This window comes from Variovorax sp. HW608 (genome assembly GCF_900090195.1).
Taxonomy (GTDB): Bacteria; Pseudomonadota; Gammaproteobacteria; order Burkholderiales; family Burkholderiaceae_C; genus Variovorax.
Genome location: NZ_LT607803.1, coordinates 1507446 through 1533765 on the forward strand (window position 1 = coordinate 1507446; position 26320 = coordinate 1533765).

Here is a 26320-nt window from a genome sequence, read left to right on the forward strand (position 1 = left end):
CCGTGTATCAGAGGCGCTCGATGATCGTGACGTTGGCCATTCCACCGCCCTCGCACATCGTCTGCAGGCCGTACCGACCGCCTCGTTGACGAAGGACATTGATCAAAGTCGTCATCAGCTTGGTGCCCGAGGCGCCCAGCGGGTGCCCCAGCGCAATGGCGCCACCGTGGACATTCAACCGTGCCGAGTCGGCGCCAATCGCCTTCAGCCAGGCAAGCGGTACTGGGGCAAACGCTTCGTTCACCTCGTAGGCGTCGATGTCATTGATGCTCAAGCCGGCTTTGCGCAGCGCGGCTTCCGTGGCGGGGATGGGTGCCTCGAGCATGATCACAGGGTCGTGTCCTAGTACGGACATGTGGTGAATACGCGCCAGAGGCTTGAGACCAAAATCCTTCAACGCACGCTCACTGACCACCATCACGCCCGTTGCGCCATCACAGATCTGGCTGGCATTGGCCGCGGAGATGACGCCGCCCTCTTGAAGCAGCTTGACGCCGGCGATTGCGTCCAGGGTCGCGTCAAAGCGGATGCCCTCGTCCACCGTGTGCAGCTCCTCGCCGCCGCTTCCGTCGGCGCGGCGAACTTCCACGGGAAGGATCTCCTGTGCGAAGAGCCCCTCCTTGGTCGCCACCATCGCGCGGCGATGGCTCTCCAGCGCGTACTCGTCCAACTGCAGCTTCGAGAGGCCATACTTGCGGGCGATCATCTCGGCGCCCGAGAACTGGCTGAACTGCACGTCGGGATAGCGCGCCCGCATCTGGGCGCCGAGGTACTCACCGAGACCGGCCTTGCGGGGCAGGTCGCTCGCCGTGAACATAGGCACACGGGTCATGCTTTCCACGCCGGCGGCGATGACGCAGTCCATCGTGCCCGACATCACTGCCTGCGCAGCGAAATGCAGTGCCTGCTGCGAAGACCCGCACTGACGGTCGATGGATGTGGCGGGAACCGACTCAGGAAGTTTGGATGACAACACCGCATTTCTCGCGACGTTCATCGATTGCTCGCCAACCTGGCCAACGCAGCCCATGATCACATCTTCGATCGCCGACGGATCGATCTTCGTGTCCTCGACCAGAGAGTCCAAAACGCGCCCGGCAAGATCAGCGGGGTGCCAGCCAGCGAGGCGTCCGTTGCGGCGGCCTCCGGCAGTGCGGCGGGCGGCGACGATGAAGGCTTCAGCCATGAATTTTCCTTGGAAAGTTGCTATTCAGGCGCTCAACGCGGCGCCATCCGGATTGCGCCATCCAGGCGAACGCTCTCGCCGTTCAGATAACCGCAGGTGACCATGAACTCGGCGAGCTCTCCGAACTCTTCCGGTTCGCCAAAGCGCTTGGGGAACGGCACCGAAGCTGCGAGCGAAGTCTTCACCTTGTCCGGCGCGCCTTGCATCAAGGGGGTGTTGAAGATTCCTGGCAAGATCGTGTTCACGCGAATCCCCTCGTCCATGAGGTCCCGCGCAATCGGCAACGTCATGCCAACAATCCCCGCCTTCGAAGCGGTGTATGCAGCCTGCCCAGCTTGACCATCTTGCGCGGCGACCGAAGCCGTATTCACGATGACGCCACGCTCGCCGTTTGCCGTGGGATCCAAGGCCAGCATGCCGGCAGCTGATTTTGCAATGCAGCGGAAAGTGCCGATCAGATTGATCTGGATGGTTTTCTCGAAGTTGGCGAGTGGGAAGTGGCGAATCTCGCCCGTATTCTTGTCACGGCTGGCCGTCTTGACCGCATTGCCAGTGCCTGCGCAGTTGATCAGGATTCGCTCCTGGCCGTGAGCCGCGCGTGCCTTCGCGAAGGCCTTTTCCACCTGCTCCTCAGAGGTGACGTCGACCTGGCAGAAAACGCCACCGAGGTCCCGCGCCAGGGCTTCGCCCGCCTCGGAATTCAGGTCAAAAAGGGCGACCTTGACACCGCGTGCGGCAAGCCGGCGCGCGGTCGCCGCGCCCAGGCCTGAGGCACCGCCAGTGACGACAGCGGCAATGGATGAATCGAGTTGCATAGTGACGGTCTTGTTCGGGGAAGGCGACATGCCTCCGGTAGGACGAGTCTAAGAAGGAGGTCCTTGCGGAACCATCGTCGGAAATGACGAAATCCCCGCGGGCCTTGCTGTGAGATCATTCCGCCAGCTACGTCGCCCCCTGCTCCCCTGGTGATGCCATGAAACCCGCCCCCTCCCCCCCCATCTCCTCCGCGAAACTGGCGCCGCTTGTGCAGCGCTCGGCAGAAGTCCGGCGAGACCGCCTTGCTGATCGGCTCGCGCGTGCTGGCGCAGTCAAACTCGTCCTGGTGCGGGCGCCCGCCGGCTTTGGCAAGACCACTGCCATGGTTCAGTTGCGCGAGGCCTTGCAGGCCCATGGCGTGGCCACCGCGTGGCTCACCCTCGACAACGCAGACAACGACGTGCCGCGCTTCCTGGCTGGGGTCTCTGAGGCGATAAAGCAGTTGGGCCACGAGCATGATCAGGATCGGGACGTTCTCGCCCAGTTGGCATTGGATCAGCCACCCTTTGCCCTGTTCCTTGACGATTTCGAGATCATTCGCGAGGGCGGGGTCATGGGCATGGTTCGCGAACTGCTCGAGCACCTACCGCGCAACGGGCAGATCATCATCGGCTCGCGCACGCTGCCAGATCTTGGCTTGGGACGCTTGCGGGCTCGTGGCCAATTGCTCGAACTCGACACGGAACTGCTGAGATTCACGCCTGAAGAGACGGCAGAATTCTTCAAGCTGCGGGGGACGGAACTTTCGCTGCTGACCGTGGACAAGGCGCACGAGAAGACGGAGGGATGGGGCGCGGCCCTTTGGCTTCTGTCTCTGGCCTTTCAGCGCCATGGGACGCCCAGTGACTTGATGGCGAGACTGCCATCATCAGAGCGCGAGGTCGCAGACTACCTTACTGAAGAAGTCCTCGCCCAACAGGATCCACCGGTGCGCGATTTCCTCTTGCGAACCAGCATTCTGCGGCACCTCAGCGCCCCTGTCTGCCAGGCATTGCTTCCACAGGTCGATTGCGCGTCCATCCTGCGGAAGCTCGAAAGGGACAACGTCTTCCTGGTACAGGTCGAAGGCGAGCCGGACCTCTACCGGTATCACAGCCTGTTCGCCGACTTTCTGCGCAAGCTGCTTGAGCGAGAGCGCCCGGACGAACTTGCACGATTGCACCTCGCCGCGTCTGGCTGGTACGAATCACAGAGTCGACCCGTTCCCGCCATCGACCACGCGATCGAAGGCGGCGACCACCCGCACGCGTTGCTGTTGCTGGAAGAATGCGCACACGCGTTGCTCGAGCAAGGGCGGATGCGGCTTCTGGACAGGTGGTTCTCAGCGATCCCGTCTACCTTGCTGCGAGAACGACCATTGATGCAGGTCATCGCGGTCTGGGCGCGTACCTTCAGTCAGGGACCGTGGACCGCCATGGCGTGGCTGGAAGCGTCCGGTTGTCGGCAGAGCCCGGACCCACAGGTGCAGGCCCATGTGCGTGTTCTGCTGCCCGTTCTGTTGGCCATGATGGACCGCTACGATGAGGCGCACGCGGCAGGACGTTTCGGAGTTCAGCATCTGAACTCTGGAAACGCATTCGTGGACACCGTCCTGCTCAATGCCATGGCCCATATCGTCTCCGTCGCCGGCGAGCGCCAGGAAGCGCAGCATTTCCTTGAAGAGGCGCGGCGCACTCAAGGCAGCAGCGCCTTCAACCGCATGTACACGGAAACCGTACAAGGCTTCCTCGATCTGCGCGAGGGACGGCTGCGTCAGGCGACGGCACGTTTTCGCATGGCGATCACATCCTCTTCGGGAGCGGCGACCTACAACTATACGCATGGCAACGCGTGGGCCGGCGTCCCTTATGCGGGTGTCGTGTACGAGGCGAACGACATGCCTGCGGCAGAGCGTCTGCTCAACGTCTACCTCCCGCTCGCCCGGGATGTCGGTCTCCCCGACCACATGATTTCGAGTTATCGCATGCGATCACGCATTGCGTTCCAGCGCGGTGATGTGGATGCCGCACTGCAAGCACTCACCGAACTGGAATACCTCGGTCATGAGCGCCACCTTCCCCGCGTCACGGCAAGCGCGAAGCTGGAGCGCTCGCGCCTGCTGGTGCTGCAGGGGCACGCCTCTGCAGCGCGTGAAGAGTTGGCTCGCGGTGCCGACCCTCAGGTCTGGGCAGCGGCGCAGGACCAATATCGACCCGCCCAGGACGTTGATGATGTGCTTGTGGGACAGGTGCGCGTCGGGTTGTATTTTGGCGAACCTGCGCAACACATCGCCGAACTCGAGGCGGCCATCCATCACGCGCGAACGGCACAGCGGAACCATCGGGCGCTCAAACTTCGCCTGCTGCTTTCTCTCGCCTTCTTGCGCTCGGGCGACGTTGGCCGCGCGACCCAGGAGGGCATACTGGTTCTTCAGGACGCCAATCGCGAGGGATTTGTGCGCCTGTTGCTGGACGAAGGACCGGCGTTGGGCTCGTTGCTACGTCGGGTCCACACATCCGCACCAGAACTCGGTCAGGATCCGATCTTGCGAGAGTACGTAGAACGACTTCTTGAGTTGGTTGGACCGGCCGGCGCAGACGAAGAAAGCGTCGAGGGCGGCGGAGGTGAGGTGGAGTTGCTCACCCGAAAGGAGATCCGCATCCTGCAGTTGCTCGCCGAGGGCTATTCAAATACTGCGATGGCAGAGAAGCTCTTTGTCTCCGATAGCACAGTGCGCACGCATTTGAGGAACATCAACACCAAGTTGCAATGCCATAGCCGAACCCAAGCTGTGGCGATCGCGCGCCGGCGCGGCCTGATCCGCTAAGCGATCAGCAGGATCATGACAAGGTCCTGCTGGCGATCGATCGGCCGAGCCTGTTCTGGACGTCCGCTCCGGTCGCCGCCATATAGGATCGCGCGACGTCGCCGCTGACATGCCAGCACTCGGGGTATGGAGCCATGGCGGTGCGATGCTTCCAGCGCACCAGCAGCGGTCGCTACATCGCCTCAACGACCTGCGGCAATCAATGAGCCAAACGGCTCGTAGCGAGATCCGTTGAACTGAATCAGTTGCAGCTTGTCGATGGGGTAGCTGTCAGTTGCCGAGGTCTGAACGTCGATGCCAGGGTACAGCATCGGCAGGGTCATGTTCAGATTGAGCGCCTGTTTCATCAGATTCTCGCGACTGAGGTTGTCGCCCGCCTGCTTGAGCGTCTGCACCAAGGTCTGCGCGGCGCTGTATCCAATGATGTTCAGCGAATCCGTCGGATCTGCTGCGGGTACATATTGCTTGAGCACCGCCGCGTAGTCTTGGTACTCCTTGGTTGCCTGGGTCGCGGGGTCGGTGGGGTCGCGCATATAGGTTGCGCTGATGATCCCCTTCGACGCGTCCAGACCTGCAGGCTTCAAGACCGAACCGAGGGACTGTGAAGTGCTCGAGAGGTACCGAGTCGGCGTCCACCCAATTTCAGCTGCCTTCTTGATCGCCATGGCGCCAAAACGCGGCGTGGTCACCAAGATCAGCACCTCGGCGCCCGTGCCCTTGAGCGAAACGATCTGACTGTCGATGGTCGGATCGGTCGTCTCGTAGGTTTGGAAGATGACGTTCTTCGCCATATCGCCAAGGCCGTCCAGAATCCCCTTCTGAAATTCCTTGCCGTAGTCGTCGTTCTGCATCAGCACAGCGACCTTCGCCTTGGGCTTTGTCTGCGCGATATGTTGACCGTATGCCTTCGCTTCGGCGTAGTAGGTTGGCTGCCAGCCAATGGTCCACGGATTCTTCTCGATCTCACCGAAGCGGACGCCGCCGGCTCCCACGAAGAGCTGGGGAACCTTTTTCACGTTCAAGTATTTCTGAATGGCGATATTCGAGGCGGTTCCTACGGGCAGGAAGATGGCCAGGACTTCGTCCTGTTCGACCAGCTTTCGCGCCTGCTCCACCGATTTCGCTGGCGTGTAGGCATCGTCAAGCGAGATGAAGTTGATCTTGCGACCATTTACACCCCCCTCCGCGTTCACCTTTGCGAGGTAGGCGCCTGCAGCCTTTCCGATGGTGCCATACGAAGACACCGGGCCGGAGTAGGGAACCATATTGCCGATCTTGATCTCGGCGTCGGATGCCCCCGGGTCATAGCGCTTTTGTGCTGCGGCAGACAGGGAAACTGCGGCCATGGCGGCTGCGGATAGCACCAATGAAAAGGTGCGGCGATTCAGGATGGCGCTCATTCACGAGCCTCCTTGGTAAATTGATGAAATCGGTTGAAGTGAAGGAGGAGCGCTCGGGACGGCGGCGACGCGCGCGGCAGAAGCCCATCCGAACAGGTCGCCGCGACACGCTGAGGCACCTCGCCGACGCTCAGCTCGCCGCGCAGGCGAAGTTGGCCGCACTGTTGACGTCTCCAGATCCCTTGTACTTGGGGAACAACGGGTACTCGCACATCGGACGGGTTCGGCCAGCAGTGGCAGGATTTCCATCCTTGACGACGGGATCAACCGGAGCCTGGCCAGACTCTACCCAGGTGTCGATGGCCGAGAGCGAATCCCACTGCAGAGCGAAGGTGCCGCCAGCATGCCCGAAGCCTGGCTGAACGTAGTAGCGCAGGAAGCTCTTGAGCGAATCACCGTATCGGGCGGCCACGCGGTTGTAGTACGCCGTCGTCATGTAGGGCGAGACCAGCATGTCGGTCGTACCCTGGATCAGCAGAAGCTTTCCGCCACGCGCCTTGTACGTGTCCAAGTTTGGGTTGGTCGCATCGAGGAGATTGGAGAGCTGTTGAACCCGGCTCTGCCAGTTTCGGTAGTCGAAGCCCGTGGTGACACTGTTCGGATCTTGCTGGATGAAGTACTTGATGACTGGTTCATCGAAGCCGTAGTAGATGGCCTTCGTTCCATCCGTCCCCATGGGGTCGAACAGGATGCCTGTCATATCACCACCATCGAACACAGGATAGGGGCCGATGCTGGTGACGCCATTCGACAATGGGAACGTGAACTCAAGCGGCGTGGCCCCGGTCATCAGGGTGTTGATCTGCACATCGGACAGACAGGTGTCACCGGTATCCGCTCCCCCCGGGCAGCGCAGGTTGTTCACGGCAAAGGTCGCGTGGCATGCCTCCGTATTGCCAATGATCCCGTCGACGACCCCATCCAAGGCGTCGCACGCCTCCATCACCTTCGCTTTCACCAACGCTTGCTTGGCGGGGTTGAGGGCCCCTCCAGGTGTCGAATACGCCGCGCTCCACATGCGGAACCAAGACAACACCATTGCCTGGTTCTGGTTTGCGGGGTAGTAGGCCACGATACCGTCGTAGTCCGCCCCGTACTTCTGGGCTGCCTGAAGGCTTTCGTGCCCCCCTTTGGAGTGCCCAATGTGGTACATGCGCCGGGGCGCGGTGCCATAGTAGGACGAGATGAGGTACGTTGCCGCGTCGTGCGTGCGCTTGATACTCTCCCCTGAATAGTTCGCCATCGCTTGCGCGTTCAACCCGAACGTGCCGTCAAAGGTGGTGCCACCGTCACTGCCGAACGTCACATAGTTCTGTGCCAATGGAAGTTGGGCATCACTGGGCGCGTTTGGAACGCCGCCGAGCGGACCGCTTATCCCGGTGATCAGCAGCCCGTTAAAACCTCCGCCGCCTATCTGGAGCGCCTTGAAGTTCCACGTCGTCGGAAGATTGACCTCGAAGTTGATCTTCGGGTCTGCCGTGTTCGTCGCGATGACGCTACCGAGCACCTTGCAGAACTCGGGCAATCCAGCGCTCGTGTCGGCTGCAGTCAGCTGCGCCGAGGTGATGGTTGCTCCCTGGCTGGGAAGCGCAAGGGCGCTGGCCGGAATGCTCGTTCCTGAAATGGCCGAGCATTTCGCTGCAGCTCCCTGCACCTGCATGGAGGTCGGCGCGGGGGCAGGTGCGGGAGCGGGTGATGGTGCCGGAGCGGGTGCTGGTGCTGGTGCTGGTGCAGCAGTTGGTATCACGACGCCTCCGTTGCTGCCGCCACCGCACGCAGCGAGCGTCAGCGTCGCCAAGCCGGCGAGAACGGAACGCATGGCAGCATTCTTGCGGGACGACGTGCTTATTGAATCGAGGACTTCCATCTTGTCTCCTGGTTGATTGCATTCGGCTCGCGGCCGGCCTGTATGGAAGTCGGATGCTAGATTTGGCTTATTCAGGCCCAACATCGTCCTAACCGACGAATTTGCATTTCATGGCTGTCTAGGGGTTGGTCAGTCGCCGGCGGCGGCATCGTTGACCGCTTGGGCAAACCTTCCGGTCTGAGGTTGCAGCGGTGATGCCGACCAAGCCAATCAAATTCACGGGCTGCTGGGCGAGTTTGGACAAATCGTGCCCCAGGGAATCCGCAATATCTATGCGGGAGCCCGAGGTGTTCGAAGACGCCAGCAACGAACTACCGGCTCGGGTTGGGCTCCTGATTGACCGGCTACTGCAGCGCCTCGAGGCGCTGGACCAGCAAGTCCAAGAGCTGGAGAAGGAGATCCAACTGTGGTATCACGGCAGCGAAGTCAGCCGACGAGACCATCCCCGGCATTGGCTCCATCACGGCCAGCTCCGACGATCCAAGCAATTTCAAGAACGCGCGCCAGTTCGCGGCTTGGATCGGATTGGTCCCGCACGCCTTGCCTGCGGACATGTCATCAGCGGAACTCGTACAGCCGCGGCACTTCAATGTCGCCACGGCCGCAGCCGAGTTTCCAGAGGATGGTGTCCGTGTACTCGCCCAGTAGTGGCGGAGGAGAGGCGACGGAACTACGAGGAGCTGGTCGGCGAATCCGCCGAGTCGGTGCGAGCGTGGCCAGCGGCCCGGTCGGCCCGCTGGCCGGTCTAGTCCCGCCCGTACTCCAGCGCCTCGGATGTGGGTGGGCGCGGGAGCCGCACGCCTCCTGGCCCCGCTTCAAAGGTGGTCCACGGATTGACGGGCTGTTGCTCCACACCAGGCTTGGTCCAATCGCATACGCCTTCAGAGAACACGGCATTTAGTCTGGCGATCTGAGCAGCACCGAAAATCACCCCGTTGTAATCCGCGCTGCTCGGGTTGAACGGTTTCAATTGACATTTGAAGACGTTCTCCGCGATCGGGCCGCCGGCTGCCATGCGCGGTGATTTGTAGAACTTCACCGGGCAATTCGCATCGAAGATGCCCACACGTGTTCCACTATCAAGCTTACAGAAGTCGCCGTCCGGGGACCCAGCGACGACGGGCTTATGAGCGACGACTTTTGCTTCGATCGGAGAAACGCTGTCGTCGAGCTCGATCGCGTGCAGCCATGCGTCGAGGGTGTTGAAGCTTTCGAGCACGGTGTCGCTGACGTCGTTCTCGAGCCAAAGCATGTGGTTCGCGTGACTGCCATGATCCCGATCAAGTCGGTCACGGATTCCAAGCGAGCCATGATTCATGTGATTGTCGCCATCGGGGTTGTTGTTCACGCGCCGCTCGACGATCGCCACCTTGGCGAGTTGCCTGCCGTCGCTGACGAGTCCACCGGTGTAGTAGGTCTTCAAGGTCGAGGAATCCGACTTCATGCGGGTCGGGTGCCAGACCAGATCGAGGTCAAATCCACCAATGCCTTCGTTGAGGCTCACGAAATCCTCCGCGGTGATCACGCCGGCTGTCAGCGCCTTGAGCCCGTACTGCACGCCGACGTTGTCATATGGTGCTCTGGTCTTGAGGACGCCGTCCGAATCAACGAATCTCCCGACCTGCGATTGGACGTGCTCGACGTCGTCACAACGAAGGCCGTTCTTGTTCGTGGTTGGGTTGTACGTCAGCGCAGTCGGAAACTGCCCCACGGGGAAAGCATTCCCGCAATTGTTGACCCTCGGATTGTCGAAGTTTCCGAACGAGCCTATCCACGAATTGCAGAACTTGGTGTTCATGTGCCCATTGATCGCAGACTTCTGGTCCTCAGTCAGCGACGCGCCGGGGCCCGGCCTGCTGTAGTACCCAGGGCTTCCAGGGAACTGCGCTGACGTAGCTTGCAGCAGGCCGCAGTCGGTGATCTCGATATGAACGGACTTCTCGTCGGGAAAGGCGAGCGTTGGTTGAACGCCTTGTAGCAATCCAGGGTATGCCGAGGCAATGGAATGCTGCATCACAGACCCGCCCGAGCCCCCGTCGCTCATGGTGTAACGGATTTCGCCATATTGCTCAACGATCCGTTCTTTGACCATCATGATGGTCTCTGCCGAAACAGTGGCGTTGGTCGTTGTCAGGCCGTCGGTCTGCGGGGAGATGGCGATCATGAAGCCGCGCTCGAGCGCAGTCCGGAAGATGTTGGCGTTTGGATCGATGCCAATCGGGGGGGTGAAAACGTTCAGGAAATCGGAAGGAGCCGACTCGAATCGTGACGCTCCGCCGCCACCGCCGAATCGCCAATAGAGCTTCTGGTTCCAACCCTTGGGCGGCAACCACGCGACATTGGCGTCGCGCGGGTCGTACAGTGTGACCAGCTCATAGATGCCGCGATTGATGGAACCGCGTTCCACGCGGATCAGGTACTTGACGGTGTCGCCGCGGTCGTTTGTTATGTTGGCGGCGTCCGCTGGCACCGTGGCAGGGCTGCCCGGCGTATATGCCGTGAAGCACGCATTGGCTCCGGTCACTGCGAAGTTGCAGTTCGCTGGCGCGGTTGTCCTCTTGTAGTAGTACGTGTATGTGGGCGGCGTCTCGCATTTCGATGCTCCTGGCGGATCGTTCGTAGCTGGACTCGTATTCAATCCGCTTGCGATTGTGTTCGCGGTGCCCTGCTGGCCGGCGTTCCCAGTCACATTGACCGTCATGGAGGCCTGGGTCGCGCAAATCCACGGCTGCAGCTGAGCACCGGAGAACACGGGCCCACCACTCGGATGGTTGGTAATCGTGATCTGAGCGGCCCGGCCCGGCACCTGTGCGGTCAAGATGTTGGGGCCTTCCCTCAGGCCACTGATCAAGCCCATGTATCTGCCATTGGGCCGTACAGCGAACGAGTCGGTCAGCGATCGACCATTGAGTGAAACTTTGGCATTTTTGAGGTTGCTTCCATTCGGCCACTTGATCTCAACCAGAGCGTCGCCTCCGGAGACCAAGTCTGCACGGTTTGAAAGAACGAGGATTTTCGGCACAGCAGGCCCCCCCAGCCTATCGTCATTGCGCCCATGTCGCCAAAAGCCGTCATCGTTCCAGCCGTCCGAGTCGTGCGCCGATGCCGTGATGGCACCCGCTCCTGTCAAAAGGCCGAACACGATCGCGCATGAGAAAGGGACTCTGAGTTGCATAGTCATCTCCGCTACTTGGTGGTACTAGGGTCCGGCACCTCGGGCGGCACTTGTCGTGGAGAGACTTCGTGCTCGCACTGGCGCCCGTCTCGCAAGGCAGCCCGGCACTGGGCTTCCGAGCTATCGGCGCATATTCCAGACGTGCCTGCCGCACGTCTATCGTCAGAACCGACGATTACGGCAAAGCGTGGCGCCAGACGAGGCGACGCTAAGGCACTCGTGGCATTGCGGCACCGCGGCAAACCACCTACTGACGACTCTGCGGTGCCAGACCGGTCGTCTCAGCCAATGGCGTGACTGTCCGAGTACCTGAATCCGTGACCCGCGAATGGCGATCCGGTCCAGATGCCATGCCCATTCGCCCGCAGTAAGCCCGTAGTAAGTTCGCACTGGGATGGCCAGTGACTGCATTGCTCAACTGCAGCCGGTTCGTCCCGCGCTGGACACCGAGAGACGCTCTGCAACGGTGCGCGCACGAGCGATTTCTGTGCGATCGGTGCAGGCTTGTGCGCGCTGCGCGACAAGGGGCCGCCAGCGAGGTACCGCGGTCGAATATCGGCCCAGCCACTTGCGGGCGGTGACAGCGCTGACGCCATGCGAAGCGGCTGCCTCTGATGCACTGGCACCGCGTTCCGTGATGAACCATCTCCAGGCGGCGCAGGTAGGTCAATCGGGCATTCTTATGGGTGTTCATCCGGACTTGGTTGGTGAGTTGACTGGGGGTTTGGCGATTTCCAGTCTCTCAAAACTTCTCCGGCTCAACACCTGCAACGACCTATTGAACCTTCAAATCTGGGCCACGCCCACGCGTGGCAGGCGTCTACCGAGTTCGGCTAGGCAGATGCGCAGGTGAAGCTGGAAGCACTGTTCACGTCACCGCTTCCTTTGTACTTCGGGAACAACGGGTATTCGCACAGCGGACGAGTACGCCCGCCATTCGCAGCATTTCCATCTTTGACAACCGGATCGACCGGAGCTTGGCCCGACTCCACCCAACTGTCGATCGCTGCAAGTGAGTCCCACTTCAGCGCGAAAGCGCCGCTACCGTGTCCAAAACCTGGCTGAACGTAGTAACGCAGGAAGGTCCCAGTGGAGTCGCCATACCGAGAGACCACGCGGTTGTAGTAGGCCGTCGTCATATAGGGCGAGACCAGCATGTCGGTTGTACCCTGGATAAGCAAGAATTTTCCGCCTCGGTCCTTGAATGCATCCAAGTTGGGGTTGGTCGCATCGAGAAGAGCAGAGAGTTGTTGGACTCGGCTCTGCCAGTTTCGGTAGTCGAAGCCCAACGTCACGCTGTTGGGATCTTGCTGAATGAAGGTCCTGATGACCGGGTCGGCAGAAAGGTAGTAGAGGGAGTACTGTCCGGTAGTCGTATAGGGATCGAACAGAATGCCCATCATATCCCCCGCCTCAAGTACTGGGTACGGCCCGATACTGGTAACGCCATTCGACAATGGGAACGCGAACTCCAGCGGCGTTGCGCCAGTCATCAGGGTGTTGATTTGCGCGTCGGATAGGCAAGTGTCGCCGGTATCCGCGCCGGCGGGGCACCGTAGGCTATTCACGGCGAACGTAGCACGGCATGCCTCCGTATTGCCGATGATCCCGTCGACGACCCCATCCAAAGCGTCGCACGCCTCCAAGACCTTGCTTTTCACCAGATCTTGTTTGGCCGCGTTGAGGGCACCTCCGGGCACCGAATACGCTGCGTTCCACATCCGGAACCAGGACAACACCATGGCTTGATTCTGGTTTGCGGGGTAGTAGCCAACGATACCGTCATAGTCGGCCCCGTACTTTTGTGCTGCCTGAAGACTCTCGTGACCTCCTTTGGAGCCTCCAATGTGATACATCCTGCGTGGCGCCGTGCCATAGTAGGCCGAGATGAGGTAGTTGGCGGCATCGTGAGTGCGCTTGACACTTTCCCCTGAGTAGTTGGCCATCGCTTGGGCATTCGTCCCGAACAGGCCGTCAGGGGTGGTGCCACCGTCACTGCCAAACGTCACATAGCTCTGCGCCAACGGCAGCTTTGCGTCGCTAGGGGCGTTTTGAACGCCGCCATACGGACCGCTGATCCCGGTGATGAGTACCCCGTTGAAGCCTGCGCCGCCCAATTGGAGCGCCTTGAAGTTCCAAGTCGTCGGAAGATTGACCTCGAAATTGATCTTCGGGTCCGCCGCATCGGTCGCAATCACACTACCCAGCACCTTGCAAAATTCGGGCAATCCAGCGCTCGCATCTGCCGGCGATAGCTGCGCTGACGTGACCGTTGCTCCTTGACTAGGAAGCGCCAGCGCGCTCGCCGGAATGCTCGATCCAGAAAGCGCCGAACACTTAGCGGCGGCGCCCTCCACCTGCATCGAAGTTGGCGTGGGAGGGGGAGCAGGCGCAGATGTTGGCGCGGGAGCGGGTGCTGGCGCCGAACTGGGTATCACAGCACCGCCGCCGCTGCTGCCGCCGCCACCACATGCAGCGAGCGTCAGCATTGCCACGCCCGCGAGGGCTGAAAGCATGGTGGTGTTCATCCGGGGCAAGTTGCCCGTTGAATCGAGGACTTTCATCTTGTCTCCTGATTGATTGCATCGGCTCTTGGCCGGGCCGTATGGGAGACGGATGCTAGGTTTGGCTCGATCAGGCGCAACATCGTCATAACCGACGAATTTGCATTTCAGGGCCATCTGAGAGGTTGGTCAGGCGGCGTCGACCGCTTGTGCAGCTACGGTCTGAGTTGCAGCGGTGATGCCGCGGCCTGGGCAGGCAATCGAGATCGTGGAGTCGCTCAGACCTTTCTTTGGTCAGGCGTACCCCCAAGCCGGGGATGGCTTAGACGCAACGCATCCAAGAACGTCGTCGTGAGCCTCGCAGGACGTGGCGTCCGACGCGAGATCGCGACAAACTGAACCTCGTACATGCACTGCGGATGAGCGACCTCCTGGATCAACCCGCTTTCGACAAAGGTTGCCGCGTAGTGGTCCGGCAGAAAGCCGATGTAGCACCCAGACAGCACCAGTGAGGCAATGGCTTCCTGGTCGCTCACAGTCGCGGTTCGGCGCAGACGAAAGCGATGCGTGGCCTCCATATTCGGCGAGTGGAATGCGAGACCAGCGTAGTCGTAGTCTTCGAGTTCGCTCCAGGAAAGTTCCTGGTGACTGGTTCCAAACAGTGGATGTTGCCGGCCACAATAGAGGTGCATCGTCTCGCCGAAGAGCTCTTCGTAGTCGAGGCTCTCCGAACGTCGATGATCTGGAATGACCCCCACATGGAGTCGCCCATCGATGACGCGCGATTCAATGTCGTTGAGCGTGCCGACCGCGACATCAATCATTACCTCGGGAGCGATGCGACGAAAGCGTCGAACAGCTTCCCCGATGTGCGCCTTTGGGTTCGTGACCGTCTTGTCAAAAAGACCGATGGAAAGCGTGCCAACGAGCTCAGCGTGCATATCGCGGACGCCCGAGCGAAACGCCTCCATCGCCCCCAGCAGGTGCACGGTCCCTTCGTAGACACGCTGTCCATCCGGCGTGAGCGCAAATCCTGCACGACCGCGGCGACATAGCACGAGGTCCAGCCGCTCTTCGAGATCCTTGACGTGACGGCTCACAGTCGAGCGCCCGATGTTCAACTCGAGTTCGGCGGCGGCCAGTCCACCGCATTCCACGACGGCCTTGAAGATCCTCAACAGGCGAATCTCAGTGTCGCTGACCTGGCCAAGTAGCGCCTTCTTGACCATAAGTTTCAATCCTATGAAGGTGAACTGGCAAAGAAGTCAGTTTACTGGAACTTTCCCCGTCTCCAGAATCCGTCTCATCCCAACCAGCCGTCACATCTGCGCCATGGACCTCAGCGACATCTCCCGTTCGTCACCGCTTCCCACCGAAGCCCAACTCAAGGCGCACTGGATGCCCTTCACGAGCAACCGTCAGTTCAAAAAGGATCCTCGCATTTTGGTGAGTGCAGACGCGTGCTACTACCGCGATTCGCGGGGACGCCAGATCTTCGACGGCTTGTCGGGCCTCTGGACTTGCGGACTGGGTCACGCACGCCCCGAGATCGTCCGCGCCGTTAGCGAGCAGGTTGCGAAGCTCGACTACGCCCCTCCGTTCCAGTTCGGTCAGCCGCTGGCGTTTCAACTCGCAGAACGCATTGCCTCGAAGATGCCCGAAGGTTTGGACCATGTGTTCTTCGTCGGCTCCGGCTCGGAGGCCGCCGACACTTCTTTGAAGATGGCCCGCGCCTACTGGCGCCTCAAAGGCCAGTCGTCGAAGACGCGGCTCATCGGCCGCGCGAAGGGCTACCACGGCGTGAATTACGGTGGCATCAGCGTTGGCGGTATCGGGGGCAATCGGAAGCTCTTCGGAGAGGGCCTGAGTGCAGATCACCTGCCCCACACCTTGCTCGCCAGCAACGCCTTCAGCCGCGGGATGCCGCAAAACGGGCGTGAGCTTGCCGACGAACTACTTGAACTCATCGCGCTGCATGACGCTTCCAATATCGCAGCCGTCATCGTCGAGCCGTTCTCTGGCTCCGCAGGCGTCGTCGTGCCGCCGGTGGGCTACCTGCAGCGGCTGCGGGAGATCTGCACTCAGAACAACATCCTGCTGATCTTCGACGAAGTGATCACGGGTTTCGGGCGCGCTGGCGCATGGACCGGCTCGGACGCATTCGGCGTCACTCCGGACATCATCAACTTCGCCAAGCAGGTCACGAACGGCGTGATCCCGATGGGCGGTGTCGTAGCGAAGGCAGAGATCTACCAAGCCTTCATGGATGCTGGTGGTGCGGAATACAACATCGAATTTCCGCACGGCTACACGTACTCTGCACATCCGGTCGCGTGCGCTGCAGCGCTGGCGACCCTGGATGTCCTTGAGAAGGAAGATGCTCCGGCCCGTGTTCGGGAGCTCGCGCCAAAGTTTGAGGACGCAGTGCATAGCCTGAAGGGCTCGAAGCACGTCCTGGACATCCGGAACTTCGGTCTCGCAGCCGGCCTGACGATCGAAGCCCTGCCGGGCGAGCCCGCACGTCGTCCGTTCGAGATCGCGATGCGGTGCTGGGAAAAGGGCTTCTACGTTCGCTTTGGCGGCGACACGATTCAGCTCGCACCCCCGTTCCTCTCCGAGCCCAAGCAAGTCACCGCACTCATCGACGCGTTGTCCGAAGCGCTCAACGCGCAGCCCTGACCCTCCCTATTTCTCCCACTCACTTCAACCGAGACACTCCCAATGAAAAGCAGCATCGCCGCAATCGACCACTTCATCGACGGCAAGGTCGTCGCCAACACCTCGGGTCGAACCCAGGTCGTCTTCAACCCCGCCACCGGCTCGGTCACGGGCCGTGCGGGTCTGGCTGCTGTGGACCAGGTCAATGACGCAGTCGCTTCAGCGAAAGCCGCATTTCCTGCCTGGTCCAACACACCGCCGATCCGCCGCGCGCGCGTGATGTTCAAGTTCCTCGAGCTGCTCAACAAGCACCGCGATGAGCTCGCGCACCTGATCACCGCCGAACACGGCAAGGTCTTCACGGACGCGCAAGGCGAGGTTTCGCGCGGCATCGACATCGTGGAGTTCGCCTGCGGCATTCCCCAGCTCCTGAAAGGCGACTACACCGAGCAGGTCTCCACCGGCATCGACAACTGGACGCTGCGTCAACCGCTGGGCGTGGTCGCGGGCATCACGCCGTTCAACTTCCCGGTCATGGTGCCGATGTGGATGTTCCCGGTGGCGATCGCCGCGGGCAACACATTCATTCTCAAACCCAGCCCGACCGACCCGAGCCCTTCGCTGCGCATCGCCGAGCTGCTCAAGCAGGCCGGCCTGCCCGACGGTGTCTTCAACGTTGTTCAAGGCGACAAGGTCGCAGTTGACGCTCTGCTGGACCATCCGGATATCCAGGCGATCAGCTTCGTCGGCTCTACCCCCATCGCCAACTACATCTACGAGACCGGGGCGCGCCACGGCAAGCGCGTGCAGGCACTCGGCGGGGCCAAGAACCACATGGTGGTGATGCCCGATGCGGACATCGACCAGGCGGTGGACGCGCTCATCGGCGCGGGCTTCGGCTCGGCCGGCGAACGCTGCATGGCGATCAGCGTCGCAGTGCTGGTGGGCGACGTAGCGGACAGGTTGTTGCCCAAGCTCATCGAGCGCACCAAGTCGCTGAAGGTGCTGGATGGCGAGAACCTGGCAGCCGAGATGGGCCCTATCGTCACGGGTGCCGCGCATCAGCGCATCAGCGGCTACATCGAGTTGGGCGAGCAAGAAGGCGCAAAGCTCTTGGTGGACGGCCGCGGCTTCAAGTGCACCCAGGCCGGCGAAGGTTGCGATGGCGGCTTCTGGCTGGGTGGCACGCTGTTCGACCACGTCACGCCCGACATGCGCATCTACAAGGAAGAGATCTTCGGCCCGGTGCTCGGCTGTGTGCGCGTGAATGATCTGAAGGAGGCAGTCGACCTCATCAACGCTCACGAGTTCGGCAACGGGGTGGCCTGTTTCACCCGCGACGGCAACGTGGCGCGCGAATTCAGTCGCCACATTCAGGTCGGCATGGTGGGCATCAATGTCCCGATCCCGGTGCCGATGGCATGGCATGGCTTCGGCGGCTGGAAGAAGTCGCTCTTCGGCGACATGCACGCCTACGGCGAGGAAGGCGTGCGCTTCTACACCAAGCAGAAGTCGATCATGCAGCGTTGGCCCGAGAGCATCAGCAAGGGCGCTGAGTTTGTGATGCCCACGGCCAAGTAGTCCGCACCGCAAAGCAATGCTCGCGGCGCGCCGGCTCAGAGCAGCCGGCGCGCCGTCTTTCCATTCGTGCACGTCGATTCAACGCCGGCGAGAGGACAGGCCTTTCGGCCCAATCCGTCACGCCGCCGCGATCGCGTCCTCGTAGATGCGAGGCACCCGCTGAACGTGGCACAGCAGTTCATACCCGATCGTCCCGACCGCCGATGCCACGTCATTGACCGGAATGTTCTTTCCCCAGAGCTCGACCTTGCTTCCCACCCCCTCGCTCGGAACATCCGTCAGGTCAATGGTCAACATATCCATCGAGACCCGGCCGATGATCTGAGTCCGGTGTGCCCCGACCATCACCGGTGTTCCCTGAGGCACCGTTCGTGGGTAACCGTCAGCGTAGCCAATCGCCACCAGGCCAACTCTCCGCGGCACCGCGGCAACGTAGTGAGCGCCATAGCCGAGTGCGTCACCGGCTTGCAGTTCGCGCACGGCGAAGACCTCGCTCTCCAACGTCATGACCGGCGAGAGTGCGCTCGGGCTTCCCGGAAGCGGATCGGCGCCATAGAGCAGGATTCCAGGACGAGCCCAGTCACGACGGGCGGCGGGCCACGCGAGAAGTCCGGCTGAATTTGCAAGACTTCGTTCGGCGGAGATTCCGGCGGTTGCGGTATCGAACGCTGCAATTTGCCTTGCGGTGGCTTGCGAATCACGTTCGTCCGCCCTGGCGAAATGAGTCATGAGCGTCATGCGCGACACGGCCTCGCAGCTTTGGAGGCGCTGGGCGGCTGTATTGGCTAGAGCGAGTGGGAATCCTGCCCGACGCATGCCGCTGTCGAATTTGAGCCATGCATGAATGCCGCGGATCTGCGAAGGCGCCTGTTCCAAGGCTCTCAGTTGCTCTTCTTGGTGAACAGCAACCCAGCAGTTGTTTGCATGCGCTTCGACAAGCTCCGCCTGCGTGAAGCATCCTTCGAGGACGAGGATAGGGCCCTCGATTCCGGCCTGGCGCAGTTGGATCGCTTCGTCCAGAAATGCGACTGCGAACCCATCCGCTGCCGACCCCAGCGCTCGCGCGCACGCGACGGCACCGTGCCCATAGGCGTTCGCCTTGAGGACCGCGAGGGCCCGGCCACCATGAAGCTCTCGAGCCAGGCGGTAGTTTCTCCGAAGGGCTTGAATGTCGATCAGCGCCCGGCTGGGGCGGGTCATGCCGGGAGACCGCCGGGTTGCCGCGCGGCCAGGCGCACGGCGCTGGAGTAGCGATCCATCGCCAGCCCGTCGGTGCTGATCTCGGGCCGACGGCCCATGACCAGGTCCGATACCAGCTTGCCGCTGCCGCAGGCCATGGTCCAACCCAGCGTGCCGTGTCCGGTATTGAGGAAAAGGTTCGCCAGCGGTGTGGCGCCGAGGATCGGCGTGCTATCCGGCGTCATCGGGCGCAGGCCGGTCCAGAAGCTGGCTGCAAGGATGTCACCACCCGGAAAAAGCTCACCAACCACCTTTTCGAGCGTCGCACGGCGGCGCGGGTTGAGTCGCAGATCAAAGCCACCCAGCTCGGCCATGCCGCCAACGCGAATGCGGTTGTCGAAGCGCGTGACCGCAATCTTGTAGGTTTCGTCGAGCACGGTCGACTGCGGTGCCAGGCCGGGGTCGACCAATGGCACGGTGAGCGAGTAGCCCTTGACCGGATAAACCGGAATGTCCAGGTCCAGCTGCGCCAACGCGGACCGCGAGTAGCTTCCAAACGCGAGCACGTAGCGGTCCGCGGTCATCACCTTGCCGTCCACACGGACACCAACGATGCGGCCGCCCTCCTTCAACAACCGCTCCACTTTCACGCCGAAACGGAAGTCGACGCCCATGCCGCGGGCAAGGTCCCCCAACTGGTTGGTGAACAAGTGGCAATCGCCCGTTTCGTCGTTCGGCAACCGCAGGCCACCAACCATTCCTTTTCCGGTCTTCGCGAGGGCAGGCTCGACGCGAGCGAGGCCATCGCGATCCAGCAACTCGTAAGGAACGCCGCATTCCTGCAGAACCGCGATGTCGCGTTCGACGGCGTCGAGTTGCTGCTGCTTGCGAAACAGTTGCAGCGTGCCGCCGGTTCGCTGCTCGTACTGGATGCCCGTCTCGGCCCGCAGCGCGCGCAGGCAATCGCGGCTGTACTCGGCAACCCGCATCATCCGTTCCTTGTTCACGGCATAGCGATCGGGCGAGCAGTTGCGCAGCATCTGCGCCATCCAGCGCAGTTGAAAGAGTGTGCCGTCGGGGCGGATGGCCAGTGGCGCGTGCTCGGGCTGTAGCATCCATTTCAGCGCCTTCAGCGGGATACCAGGCGCGGCCCAAGGCGTCGAATAGCCCGGCGAGACCTGGCCAGCGTTGCCGAAGCTGGTCTCCTGCCCCAAGCCTTCTTGGCGGTCGAGCACCGTAACCTCGGCTCCTGCGCGGGCGAGGTAGTAGGCCGTGGTGATGCCGATGACGCCGCCGCCGAGAACAAGTACTCTCATAGTCAAACCTGCTGGAAGATGTTGGTTTGGAAGGACGATTCACGGACTCTATGGGCATCGGACCCGAAACTTCCACGGTTCTTTGATCGGAATGCAGCAAACTTGACTGTCTGCTCCGACCAACCGCCCTCCTCTCATACCAATTTGCGTTCAATAGATTAGATATCATGTCTGTCCACGTACTTCAAGGAGTCGTGGATGAAGAGTCTGATCGTTGGGGATAAGGCGACCGTGATGCGCTTGGCAGAACGGCTCAAGCAAGCCGACAGCCATGCGCAGTACCAGCGCATCCAGTGCGTGCTGATCAGGGCCACGCTGGGCAGCTCGGCCGCGCAGATTGCACAGTTGCTGGGTTGGTCAACCACCACCGTGCATGTGATGCACTCTCGATGGGCCAAGGAAGGTGATGCCATCTTCGATCTTCGAGGCCGCGGTGGCAGACACCACCAGCATTTGAGCGCCGAACAGGAGCAGGAGTTGCTGGCACCCTTCGTCGAACGCGCACAGGCAGGCGGGATGTTGACGGTAGCTGAGATCCAGCAGGCCTACCAGAAGCAACTCGGCAAGGCGGTGGCGCCCTCGACGATCTATCGGCTGCTCGACCGTCACGGCTGGCGCAAGGTCGTGCCCCGGCCCCGGCATCCCAAGGCGGACGTCGCGGCACAGGCCGCCTTTAAAAAAACTCCGCCGCCAGGTACGCCAAGAGGTCGTGCGCCAGGCTGAACAAGGTCGCGCGGTGCGGCTGATGTTCCAGGACGAGGGGCGATTCGGATTGCTGGGCACGCCGCGTCGCTGCTGGGCGCCACACCGCATTCGACCTGTCGTCGGCGCTCGCCTGGAGCGCAAGTACATCTATGCCTTCAGTGCCGTCAGCCCACACGACGGCGTGATGGACAGCCTCGTGCTGCCCTGGGTGAACGCCGAGACCATGTCGCTATTCCTGGCCGAGGTCGCCCAGCGCCATGTCGAGGAATTCATCGTGATGGTCATGGACCAGGCGGGCTGGCATCTGGCAGGTCAACTCGCGGTCCCGGATCACATGCGACTGATCTACCTGCCTCCGTACAGCCCCGAACTCAACCCGGCCGAGCATCTGTGGGAGGCGATTCGCGAGGACTGCTTTGCCAACCATGTCTTCGCCAACCTCGACGCCGTCGAACGCGCCCTCACGACAGGGCTGGTGGCGCTCGAATCAGATCACGAGAGAACCCGATCGATGACCGGTTTCGATTGGATAACTTCTATATCTTTGAACGCAACTTAGTATCAGCTGAAGCGCCCGCGACAGCTTCTGATCAGAGCGCGTTGACGTACGGACCCCATGAATCCGAAAGCACAAAGCCTTTCGCCATCGGGTCCAACGCGTCCATCCGGAGACGCTCGACGCCATAGATCCATGCCTGGCCCGTGATCCGGGGATAGATGGCGGGGCGCCCTGCGACTTTGGTTTCGCCAACCACGGTGGCCACGAATTCGCCGCCAATGATGGAACGCGAGCGCCGGCTATCGCCGGGCTTGACGAGCCCTCTGGCGTGAAGCACTGCGAGGTTCGCCGAACTTCCCGTGCCACACGGCGAGCGGTCTACGCGTCCGGGAAGCAGGGTTGTACAGGTACGCACGCTGCCGTCGTCATCCTGATCGCGGAACATCACGTAGGCGATCCGATTCACGCTTGGGAGTTCGGGGTGACTGACTCGAACCTGGTCGGCGACCAACTGCTTGATTTCGATGCCTGCTTCGGCAAGCGCTCTCGCATTTTCCGGAGCGATCGACAGACCGAGTTGCTTCACGTCCACGATGGCGTAGTAGACCCCTCCGAACGCGACGTCGATGCTAATGTCGCCCCACTTCGGCGTGCTGATGGCCTTGTCCAGCGCTTCCACGAAGGCCGGCACGTTGTCCAAGCTGACCGACTCACAACGACCGTTCTCACAACGAGCCTTCACCGTAATGAGGCCAGCAGGGGTATCGAGTCGAACCGTCGTTTCCGGCTCCGTCATCTTCACACGCCCCGATTCGAGCAGCGCCGTCACCACACAGATGCAGTTGCTCCCGGACATGGGATGAGCCCGGTCGGACTGCAGAACGATGAAGCCGGCATCAGCGTCGTCGCGCGTCGAAGGCAGCAGCAAGTTGACCGACATGTTCACGCTTGCACGAGGCTCCAACGTGACGAATCGTCGCAAGCTGTCGTCGCGCTCGTTGATGTAGTTCATCTTCTCGAGCATGGTGGCCCCGGGAATCTCCGGCGCGCCATTGACGATCACTTTGCCGATCTCGCCCTGGCAGTGGACCAGCAAGAGCTCGAGCGAATGGGTCCAGCGAAGGGGTTCCATCATGAGCTCCTACTTGATGTACCAAGCCCACGGCTTGTCGGTGACGTAGCGGGTGATCTGCTTCGTTTCCAGGTAGTTGTCCAGACCCCAGCGGCCCAGTTCACGCCCGATCCCGGAATGCTTGTAGCCGCCCCAGGGTGCCTCCGTGAAAGTGGGCTGGGAGCAGTTGATCCATACGATCCCGGCACGCAGCGCCGCCGCGACTCTTTCGGCGCGGCGTTCGTCCTTGGACATCACTGCACCCGCCAGCCCGAATGGACTGTCATTGGCCAGTTGAACGGCCTCGCTTTCCGATGTGAAAGCGCGAACGCACACCACGGGTCCGAAGATCTCCTCTTTCCAGGCGGAGCTTTCGAGTGGCACATCGACCAGAATGGTTGGCTCCACGAAGTAGCCGGATTCCATGTCTTGCGCGCGGGCGCCACCGGATGCGATCCTTGCGCCTTCGCGCTCCGCCTGCGCGATCGCAGCGAGCACCTTCTCGTACTGACCCTTCGAGACCAAAGGCCCAAGGAGCGTGCCCTCCTTCATGCCGTCACCGATTCGGATCTTGCGCGCTTCTTCGACCAATCGGTCCAGAAGCCGCGGGTAAATTGACCGCGCGACGAGCACGCGGGACGTCGCCGAGCAGACCTGCCCCTGGTTCCAGAATATCCCGAAGAGGATCCATTCGACGGCCTGCTCAATGTCGGAGTCTTCGAAAACGATGAAGGGAGACTTGCCGCCAAGTTCGAGGCTCACGTTCTTGATGTCGCGCGCCGCGGCAGCCATGATCTTTGCGCCCGTGGGCACGGAGCCAGTGAACGCCAGCTTGTCCACACCAGGGTGGTCGCACAAGGGTTGCCCAGCCTGCGGCCCGAGTCCCGTGACAATATTGAGCACCCCCGGAGGCAGGCCGATCTCCTGGGCGATCGCACCCAGCTCGAGAGCGGTGAGCGGCGTCAGCTCCGATGGCTTCAAGACCATGGTGCATCCGGCAGCCAGTGCGGGCGCAACCTTCCAGGCAGCCATCAGCAAGGGGTAGTTCCAAGGGATGATGGCGCCCGCCACCCCTGTGGGCTCGCGCACAACCTTCGACGTGAATCGGTCATCGCTCAGGGTGACAGGCTCGCTCGGCTGTGTGTCCAGTTCCTCGGCCAGTCCCGCGTAGTACTCGAAACAGCCAGCCGCGTCCCCGATGTCCCACTTTGCTTCAGGCAGAGGCTTGCCGTTGTCCAGTACTTCCATCTCGGACAGCTCATCGAGTCGCTCGCGGATGATCCGCGCAAAGCTCCTGAGAAAGACCGCGCGGTCCCTGCCGGTCGTCCGTCGCCACGGGCCATGGTCGAATGCAGCGCGCGCGGCCCGTACTGCTGCATCGACATCCTCGGCGGTGCCTGCCGGGGCATGGTGAATCACCTCCTCGGTCGCGGGATTGATAACGTCGAAGGTGCCGCGCTTGGCAGGCAGGGTCCATTCACCATTGATGAAGAGTTCGTTTCTCATGATGTTTGAAGGCTAGAGATGTCGAGTGATTCCGCCGTCGACGCGGATGTTCTGTCCAGTGATGTAGGCCGCGTCATCCGAAAGGAGGAAGGCTGCGGTCTTGGCGACTTCAACCACGGACCCGATTCGCTTCATCGGAATCGAATCAGCAGTCTCGGCAGCGTGGTTGAGACTGTCCGTGTATCCGGGCAGCAGCGCATTCATCCGGATGTTCTCGGGCGCATAGCGATCAGCGTAGAGCTTCGTGAAGCTCGCCACAGCGGCTCGGTATGCACATGAGACCGGGAACTTGAGCGAAGGCTCCAAGGCGGCGAACGTGGTGATATTGAGGAATGCGCCCTTGCGCTGACTCAGCATGCAAGGCGTGACGAGCCGGGCCATGCGGATCACCGGAAGGAACACCAGATCGTTGCCGACCTGCCAGTCCTCGTCCGCAATCTCGAGCAGGTCACCCTTGGGCGGATGGCCCGTGTGGTTGACCACCGCATCGATGCGGCCGTAGGCGTCCAATGTCATCGCGACGAGTTGTGCCAGGTGACTTTTGTCCTCTACGCTGCCGGTCAAGCCGATCGCACCCAGCTCCGTGGCGAGGCGCTCGGCATTGCCGGATGGAGACATGAGAGCGAGACGATAGCCGCGCCCATGAAGCTCGTGAGCAATCGCCGCGCCGATCCCCCGGCCGGCCGCGGTGATGATGGCCACGGGCTGATCGGACGTCGCAACAGGACCTGATGCATCAGACATGGTTTGCTCCTCAGAAGCGATCGGCCCGGTAGGGCGACATGTCGATCGGTGGCGCAATCTTGTTGACCAGGTCGCCGATCAGCCGCGCGGTCGTCGCGGCATAGGTCAGACCCAAGTGGCCATGACCTGCCGCGTAGAAGACGCCTGGCGTCGTTGCAGACGGTCCGATCACCGGCACGGTGTCCGGCAAGGCCGGGCGATGGCCCATCCATTCGGAATGCTGCTCGACTCGCAAGCCGGGCAACGCCTCTTGCGCCCGCTTGACCAGCACGCGCGCACGCCGGTAGTCGGGCGGCGCATCGAGTCCGGCCATCTCCACGGTGCCTCCGACGCGAATCCCGCCGGCGGTGGGTGTGACCATGAACGCTTTTGCAGGCCAGATGATCGAGTGCCGCATGCTGACTCCGGAGGCCATGATCTGCGTGTGGTAGCCGCGCTCGGTTTCCATCGGGATCGATTCACCGAGCATCCTGGACAGCCTGCCGGTGTACGCGCCGGCACAGATGACCGCCGAGCGTGCCTCGAGGCGACGGCCATCCTTGAGCCTGATCGCGGCAAGCGAGGAGCTGGCGCGTTCGAACCCGCCGACATCTCCTTGCTCGACCTTCCCGCCAAGTTCCTTGAACCGGCGAAGCAGCGCGCAGACGAGGTCATAGGGGCTGCTGATGGACCGGTTCTGCGGAAACAGAACGGCCCGGCGAATCTGGCGACTGATCGCCGGCTCCAGACCCTGGATTGCCTCGCCTTCGAGGATGCGTGTCTCGAAGCCGAAGCGCTCGATGACCTCCAGATGTTCGCGGTCGGCCCTGAATTCCGCGTCGTCAGCGTAGAGGCTGAGACAGCCTTCCTCGCTGAGCATTTCAGTAACTCCTGCCTCCTGCAACATTGGCAGCAGGTCTTCGTAGACGCGCTTGCACAGAACAGCGCCTGCGGCCTCCAGTTCCTTCACACGCCGTGGTGTACTCGCAGCAATGAAACGCAGGAACCAAGGCGTTAGCTGCGGCAAGTAGGACGGCTTGAGCCGGACCGGTCCTTCGGCGTCAAGGATCCAGCCCGGCAGGCGCGACCACATCGAAGGCCGCGACGAAGGCATGAATTCGGTCACCGCGATACTCGCCATGTTGCCGAATGACGCGCCCCTGCCAGGCTCGTCCCGATCAACGAGCGTCACCCGGCCTCCGCGGCGCTGGAGTTCAAGTGCTACCGCCGTGCCGACAATCCCCGCGCCGACAACGGTGACCGAATTGAGTCCGCTGGAGGCCACGGC

Annotated in this window: 18 protein-coding genes and 2 pseudogenes; 6 read left to right on the forward strand and 14 right to left on the reverse strand. The window is 61.7% G+C overall.

Annotation, left to right across the window (positions count from 1 at the left end):
• Positions 1-7: 7 nt before the first annotated feature.
• Positions 8-1186, reverse strand: a complete 1179-nt coding sequence (locus VAR608DRAFT_RS06990) for an acetyl-CoA C-acetyltransferase (RefSeq protein ID WP_088953401.1) — start codon at positions 1184-1186, stop codon at positions 8-10.
• 32 nt (positions 1187-1218) lie between these two features.
• Positions 1219-2001, reverse strand: a complete 783-nt coding sequence (locus VAR608DRAFT_RS06995; RefSeq protein WP_088953402.1) for an SDR family NAD(P)-dependent oxidoreductase — start codon at positions 1999-2001, stop codon at positions 1219-1221.
• A gap of 158 nt (positions 2002-2159) precedes the next feature.
• On the opposite strand from VAR608DRAFT_RS06995, the gene VAR608DRAFT_RS07000 reads away from it, so the two are divergent.
• Positions 2160-4808: a LuxR C-terminal-related transcriptional regulator gene (locus tag VAR608DRAFT_RS07000; protein WP_088953403.1), complete on the forward strand. Its 2649-nt coding sequence runs from the start codon at positions 2160-2162 to the stop codon at positions 4806-4808.
• A gap of 182 nt (positions 4809-4990) precedes the next feature.
• On the opposite strand, the gene VAR608DRAFT_RS07005 is transcribed toward VAR608DRAFT_RS07000, so the two are convergent.
• Both VAR608DRAFT_RS07005 and VAR608DRAFT_RS07010 read right to left on the reverse strand, forming a co-directional pair.
• On the reverse strand, positions 4991-6208 hold the full coding sequence (locus VAR608DRAFT_RS07005) for an ABC transporter substrate-binding protein (RefSeq protein ID WP_088953404.1): 1218 nt from the start codon (positions 6206-6208) through the stop codon (positions 4991-4993).
• Between the two features lie 130 nt (positions 6209-6338).
• A complete protein-coding gene (locus tag VAR608DRAFT_RS07010; RefSeq protein ID WP_172843812.1) occupies positions 6339-8075 on the reverse strand; it encodes a tannase/feruloyl esterase family alpha/beta hydrolase in 1737 nt (578 codons plus the stop codon).
• 435 nt (positions 8076-8510) lie between these two features.
• On the opposite strand from VAR608DRAFT_RS07010, the pseudogene VAR608DRAFT_RS37855 reads away from it, so the two are divergent.
• Positions 8511-8612: pseudogene (locus tag VAR608DRAFT_RS37855) on the forward strand (transposase); the annotation flags it as partial.
• A gap of 208 nt (positions 8613-8820) precedes the next feature.
• Here VAR608DRAFT_RS37855 and VAR608DRAFT_RS07020 read toward each other — a convergent pair.
• The 4 genes and pseudogenes from VAR608DRAFT_RS07020 to VAR608DRAFT_RS07030 all read right to left on the reverse strand — a co-directional run bounded on the left by VAR608DRAFT_RS07020 (position 8821) and on the right by VAR608DRAFT_RS07030 (position 14983).
• Positions 8821-11250 carry a DUF6351 family protein gene (locus VAR608DRAFT_RS07020; RefSeq protein WP_157730697.1) on the reverse strand — a complete coding sequence of 810 codons (2430 nt, stop codon included), beginning with the start codon at positions 11248-11250 and terminating at the stop codon, positions 8821-8823.
• A 552-nt stretch (positions 11251-11802) separates the two neighbouring features.
• Positions 11803-11944, reverse strand: a pseudogene (locus VAR608DRAFT_RS36820) (helix-turn-helix domain-containing protein); the annotation flags it as partial.
• A 139-nt stretch (positions 11945-12083) separates the two neighbouring features.
• On the reverse strand, positions 12084-13814 hold the full coding sequence (locus VAR608DRAFT_RS07025) for a tannase/feruloyl esterase family alpha/beta hydrolase (RefSeq protein WP_157730699.1): 1731 nt from the start codon (positions 13812-13814) through the stop codon (positions 12084-12086).
• 218 nt (positions 13815-14032) lie between these two features.
• Positions 14033-14983 (reverse strand): LysR family transcriptional regulator, encoded by a 951-nt coding sequence (locus tag VAR608DRAFT_RS07030; protein WP_088953409.1) that lies wholly within the window; start codon positions 14981-14983, stop codon positions 14033-14035.
• Between the two features lie 103 nt (positions 14984-15086).
• Here VAR608DRAFT_RS07030 and VAR608DRAFT_RS07035 point away from each other — a divergent pair, with 103 nt between their 5' ends.
• A complete protein-coding gene (locus VAR608DRAFT_RS07035) occupies positions 15087-16433 on the forward strand; it encodes an aspartate aminotransferase family protein (RefSeq protein WP_088953410.1) in 1347 nt (448 codons plus the stop codon).
• 42 nt (positions 16434-16475) lie between these two features.
• On the forward strand, positions 16476-17993 hold the full coding sequence (locus VAR608DRAFT_RS07040) for a CoA-acylating methylmalonate-semialdehyde dehydrogenase (protein WP_088953411.1): 1518 nt from the start codon (positions 16476-16478) through the stop codon (positions 17991-17993).
• A gap of 117 nt (positions 17994-18110) precedes the next feature.
• On the opposite strand, the gene alr is transcribed toward VAR608DRAFT_RS07040, so the two are convergent.
• Together alr and VAR608DRAFT_RS07050 are read right to left on the reverse strand one after the other, a co-directional pair.
• A complete protein-coding gene (gene alr, locus VAR608DRAFT_RS07045; protein ID WP_088953412.1) occupies positions 18111-19193 on the reverse strand; it encodes an alanine racemase in 1083 nt (360 codons plus the stop codon).
• On the reverse strand, positions 19190-20488 hold the full coding sequence (locus VAR608DRAFT_RS07050; protein WP_088953413.1) for a D-amino acid dehydrogenase: 1299 nt from the start codon (positions 20486-20488) through the stop codon (positions 19190-19192). The genes alr and VAR608DRAFT_RS07050 overlap by 4 nt, the downstream gene beginning before the upstream one ends.
• Before the next feature lie 198 nt (positions 20489-20686).
• On the opposite strand from VAR608DRAFT_RS07050, the gene VAR608DRAFT_RS07055 reads away from it, so the two are divergent.
• Positions 20687-21211 carry a winged helix-turn-helix domain-containing protein gene (locus tag VAR608DRAFT_RS07055; protein WP_088953016.1) on the forward strand — a complete coding sequence of 175 codons (525 nt, stop codon included), beginning with the start codon at positions 20687-20689 and terminating at the stop codon, positions 21209-21211.
• Positions 21129-21752, forward strand: coding sequence for an IS630 family transposase (locus tag VAR608DRAFT_RS37865; protein WP_231973569.1), 624 nt, complete (start codon positions 21129-21131; stop codon positions 21750-21752). Before VAR608DRAFT_RS07055 ends, VAR608DRAFT_RS37865 begins: the two co-directional genes overlap by 83 nt.
• A gap of 31 nt (positions 21753-21783) precedes the next feature.
• Here VAR608DRAFT_RS37865 and VAR608DRAFT_RS07065 read toward each other — a convergent pair whose 3' ends face one another.
• The 4 genes from VAR608DRAFT_RS07065 to VAR608DRAFT_RS07080 are packed head-to-tail and all read right to left on the reverse strand — an operon-like array spanning position 21784 to position 26317.
• Positions 21784-22824: a proline racemase family protein gene (locus tag VAR608DRAFT_RS07065; protein ID WP_088953414.1), complete on the reverse strand. Its 1041-nt coding sequence runs from the start codon at positions 22822-22824 to the stop codon at positions 21784-21786.
• A gap of 9 nt (positions 22825-22833) precedes the next feature.
• Complete coding sequence (locus tag VAR608DRAFT_RS07070; protein ID WP_088953415.1) at positions 22834-24309, reverse strand: aldehyde dehydrogenase family protein; 1476 nt, start codon at positions 24307-24309, stop codon at positions 22834-22836.
• 12 nt (positions 24310-24321) lie between these two features.
• Positions 24322-25053 (reverse strand): SDR family oxidoreductase, encoded by a 732-nt coding sequence (locus VAR608DRAFT_RS07075; RefSeq protein ID WP_088953416.1) that lies wholly within the window; start codon positions 25051-25053, stop codon positions 24322-24324.
• A gap of 10 nt (positions 25054-25063) precedes the next feature.
• Complete coding sequence (locus tag VAR608DRAFT_RS07080) at positions 25064-26317, reverse strand: NAD(P)/FAD-dependent oxidoreductase (RefSeq protein ID WP_088958658.1); 1254 nt, start codon at positions 26315-26317, stop codon at positions 25064-25066.
• Positions 26318-26320: the final 3 nt, after the last annotated feature.

Coding starts and splice junctions, on each gene's coding strand:
- alr (WP_088953412.1), bottom strand. CDS start 19,193: ATGACCCGCCCCAGCCGGGCGCTGATCGACATTCAAGCCCTTCGGAGA.
- VAR608DRAFT_RS07070 (WP_088953415.1), bottom strand. CDS start 24,309: ATGAGAAACGAACTCTTCATCAATGGTGAATGGACCCTGCCTGCCAAG.
- VAR608DRAFT_RS07035 (WP_088953410.1), top strand. CDS start 15,087: ATGGACCTCAGCGACATCTCCCGTTCGTCACCGCTTCCCACCGAAGCC.
- VAR608DRAFT_RS06995 (WP_088953402.1), bottom strand. CDS start 2,001: ATGCAACTCGATTCATCCATTGCCGCTGTCGTCACTGGCGGTGCCTCA.
- VAR608DRAFT_RS07025 (WP_157730699.1), bottom strand. CDS start 13,814: ATGAAAGTCCTCGATTCAACGGGCAACTTGCCCCGGATGAACACCACC.
- VAR608DRAFT_RS07020 (WP_157730697.1), bottom strand. CDS start 11,250: ATGCAACTCAGAGTCCCTTTCTCATGCGCGATCGTGTTCGGCCTTTTG.
- VAR608DRAFT_RS07010 (WP_172843812.1), bottom strand. CDS start 8,075: ATGGAAGTCCTCGATTCAATAAGCACGTCGTCCCGCAAGAATGCTGCC.
- VAR608DRAFT_RS07000 (WP_088953403.1), top strand. CDS start 2,160: ATGAAACCCGCCCCCTCCCCCCCCATCTCCTCCGCGAAACTGGCGCCG.
- VAR608DRAFT_RS06990 (WP_088953401.1), bottom strand. CDS start 1,186: ATGGCTGAAGCCTTCATCGTCGCCGCCCGCCGCACTGCCGGAGGCCGC.
- VAR608DRAFT_RS07030 (WP_088953409.1), bottom strand. CDS start 14,983: ATGGTCAAGAAGGCGCTACTTGGCCAGGTCAGCGACACTGAGATTCGC.
- VAR608DRAFT_RS07055 (WP_088953016.1), top strand. CDS start 20,687: ATGAAGAGTCTGATCGTTGGGGATAAGGCGACCGTGATGCGCTTGGCA.
- VAR608DRAFT_RS07040 (WP_088953411.1), top strand. CDS start 16,476: ATGAAAAGCAGCATCGCCGCAATCGACCACTTCATCGACGGCAAGGTC.
- VAR608DRAFT_RS07075 (WP_088953416.1), bottom strand. CDS start 25,053: ATGTCTGATGCATCAGGTCCTGTTGCGACGTCCGATCAGCCCGTGGCC.
- VAR608DRAFT_RS07050 (WP_088953413.1), bottom strand. CDS start 20,488: ATGAGAGTACTTGTTCTCGGCGGCGGCGTCATCGGCATCACCACGGCC.
- VAR608DRAFT_RS07065 (WP_088953414.1), bottom strand. CDS start 22,824: ATGGAACCCCTTCGCTGGACCCATTCGCTCGAGCTCTTGCTGGTCCAC.
- VAR608DRAFT_RS07005 (WP_088953404.1), bottom strand. CDS start 6,208: ATGAGCGCCATCCTGAATCGCCGCACCTTTTCATTGGTGCTATCCGCA.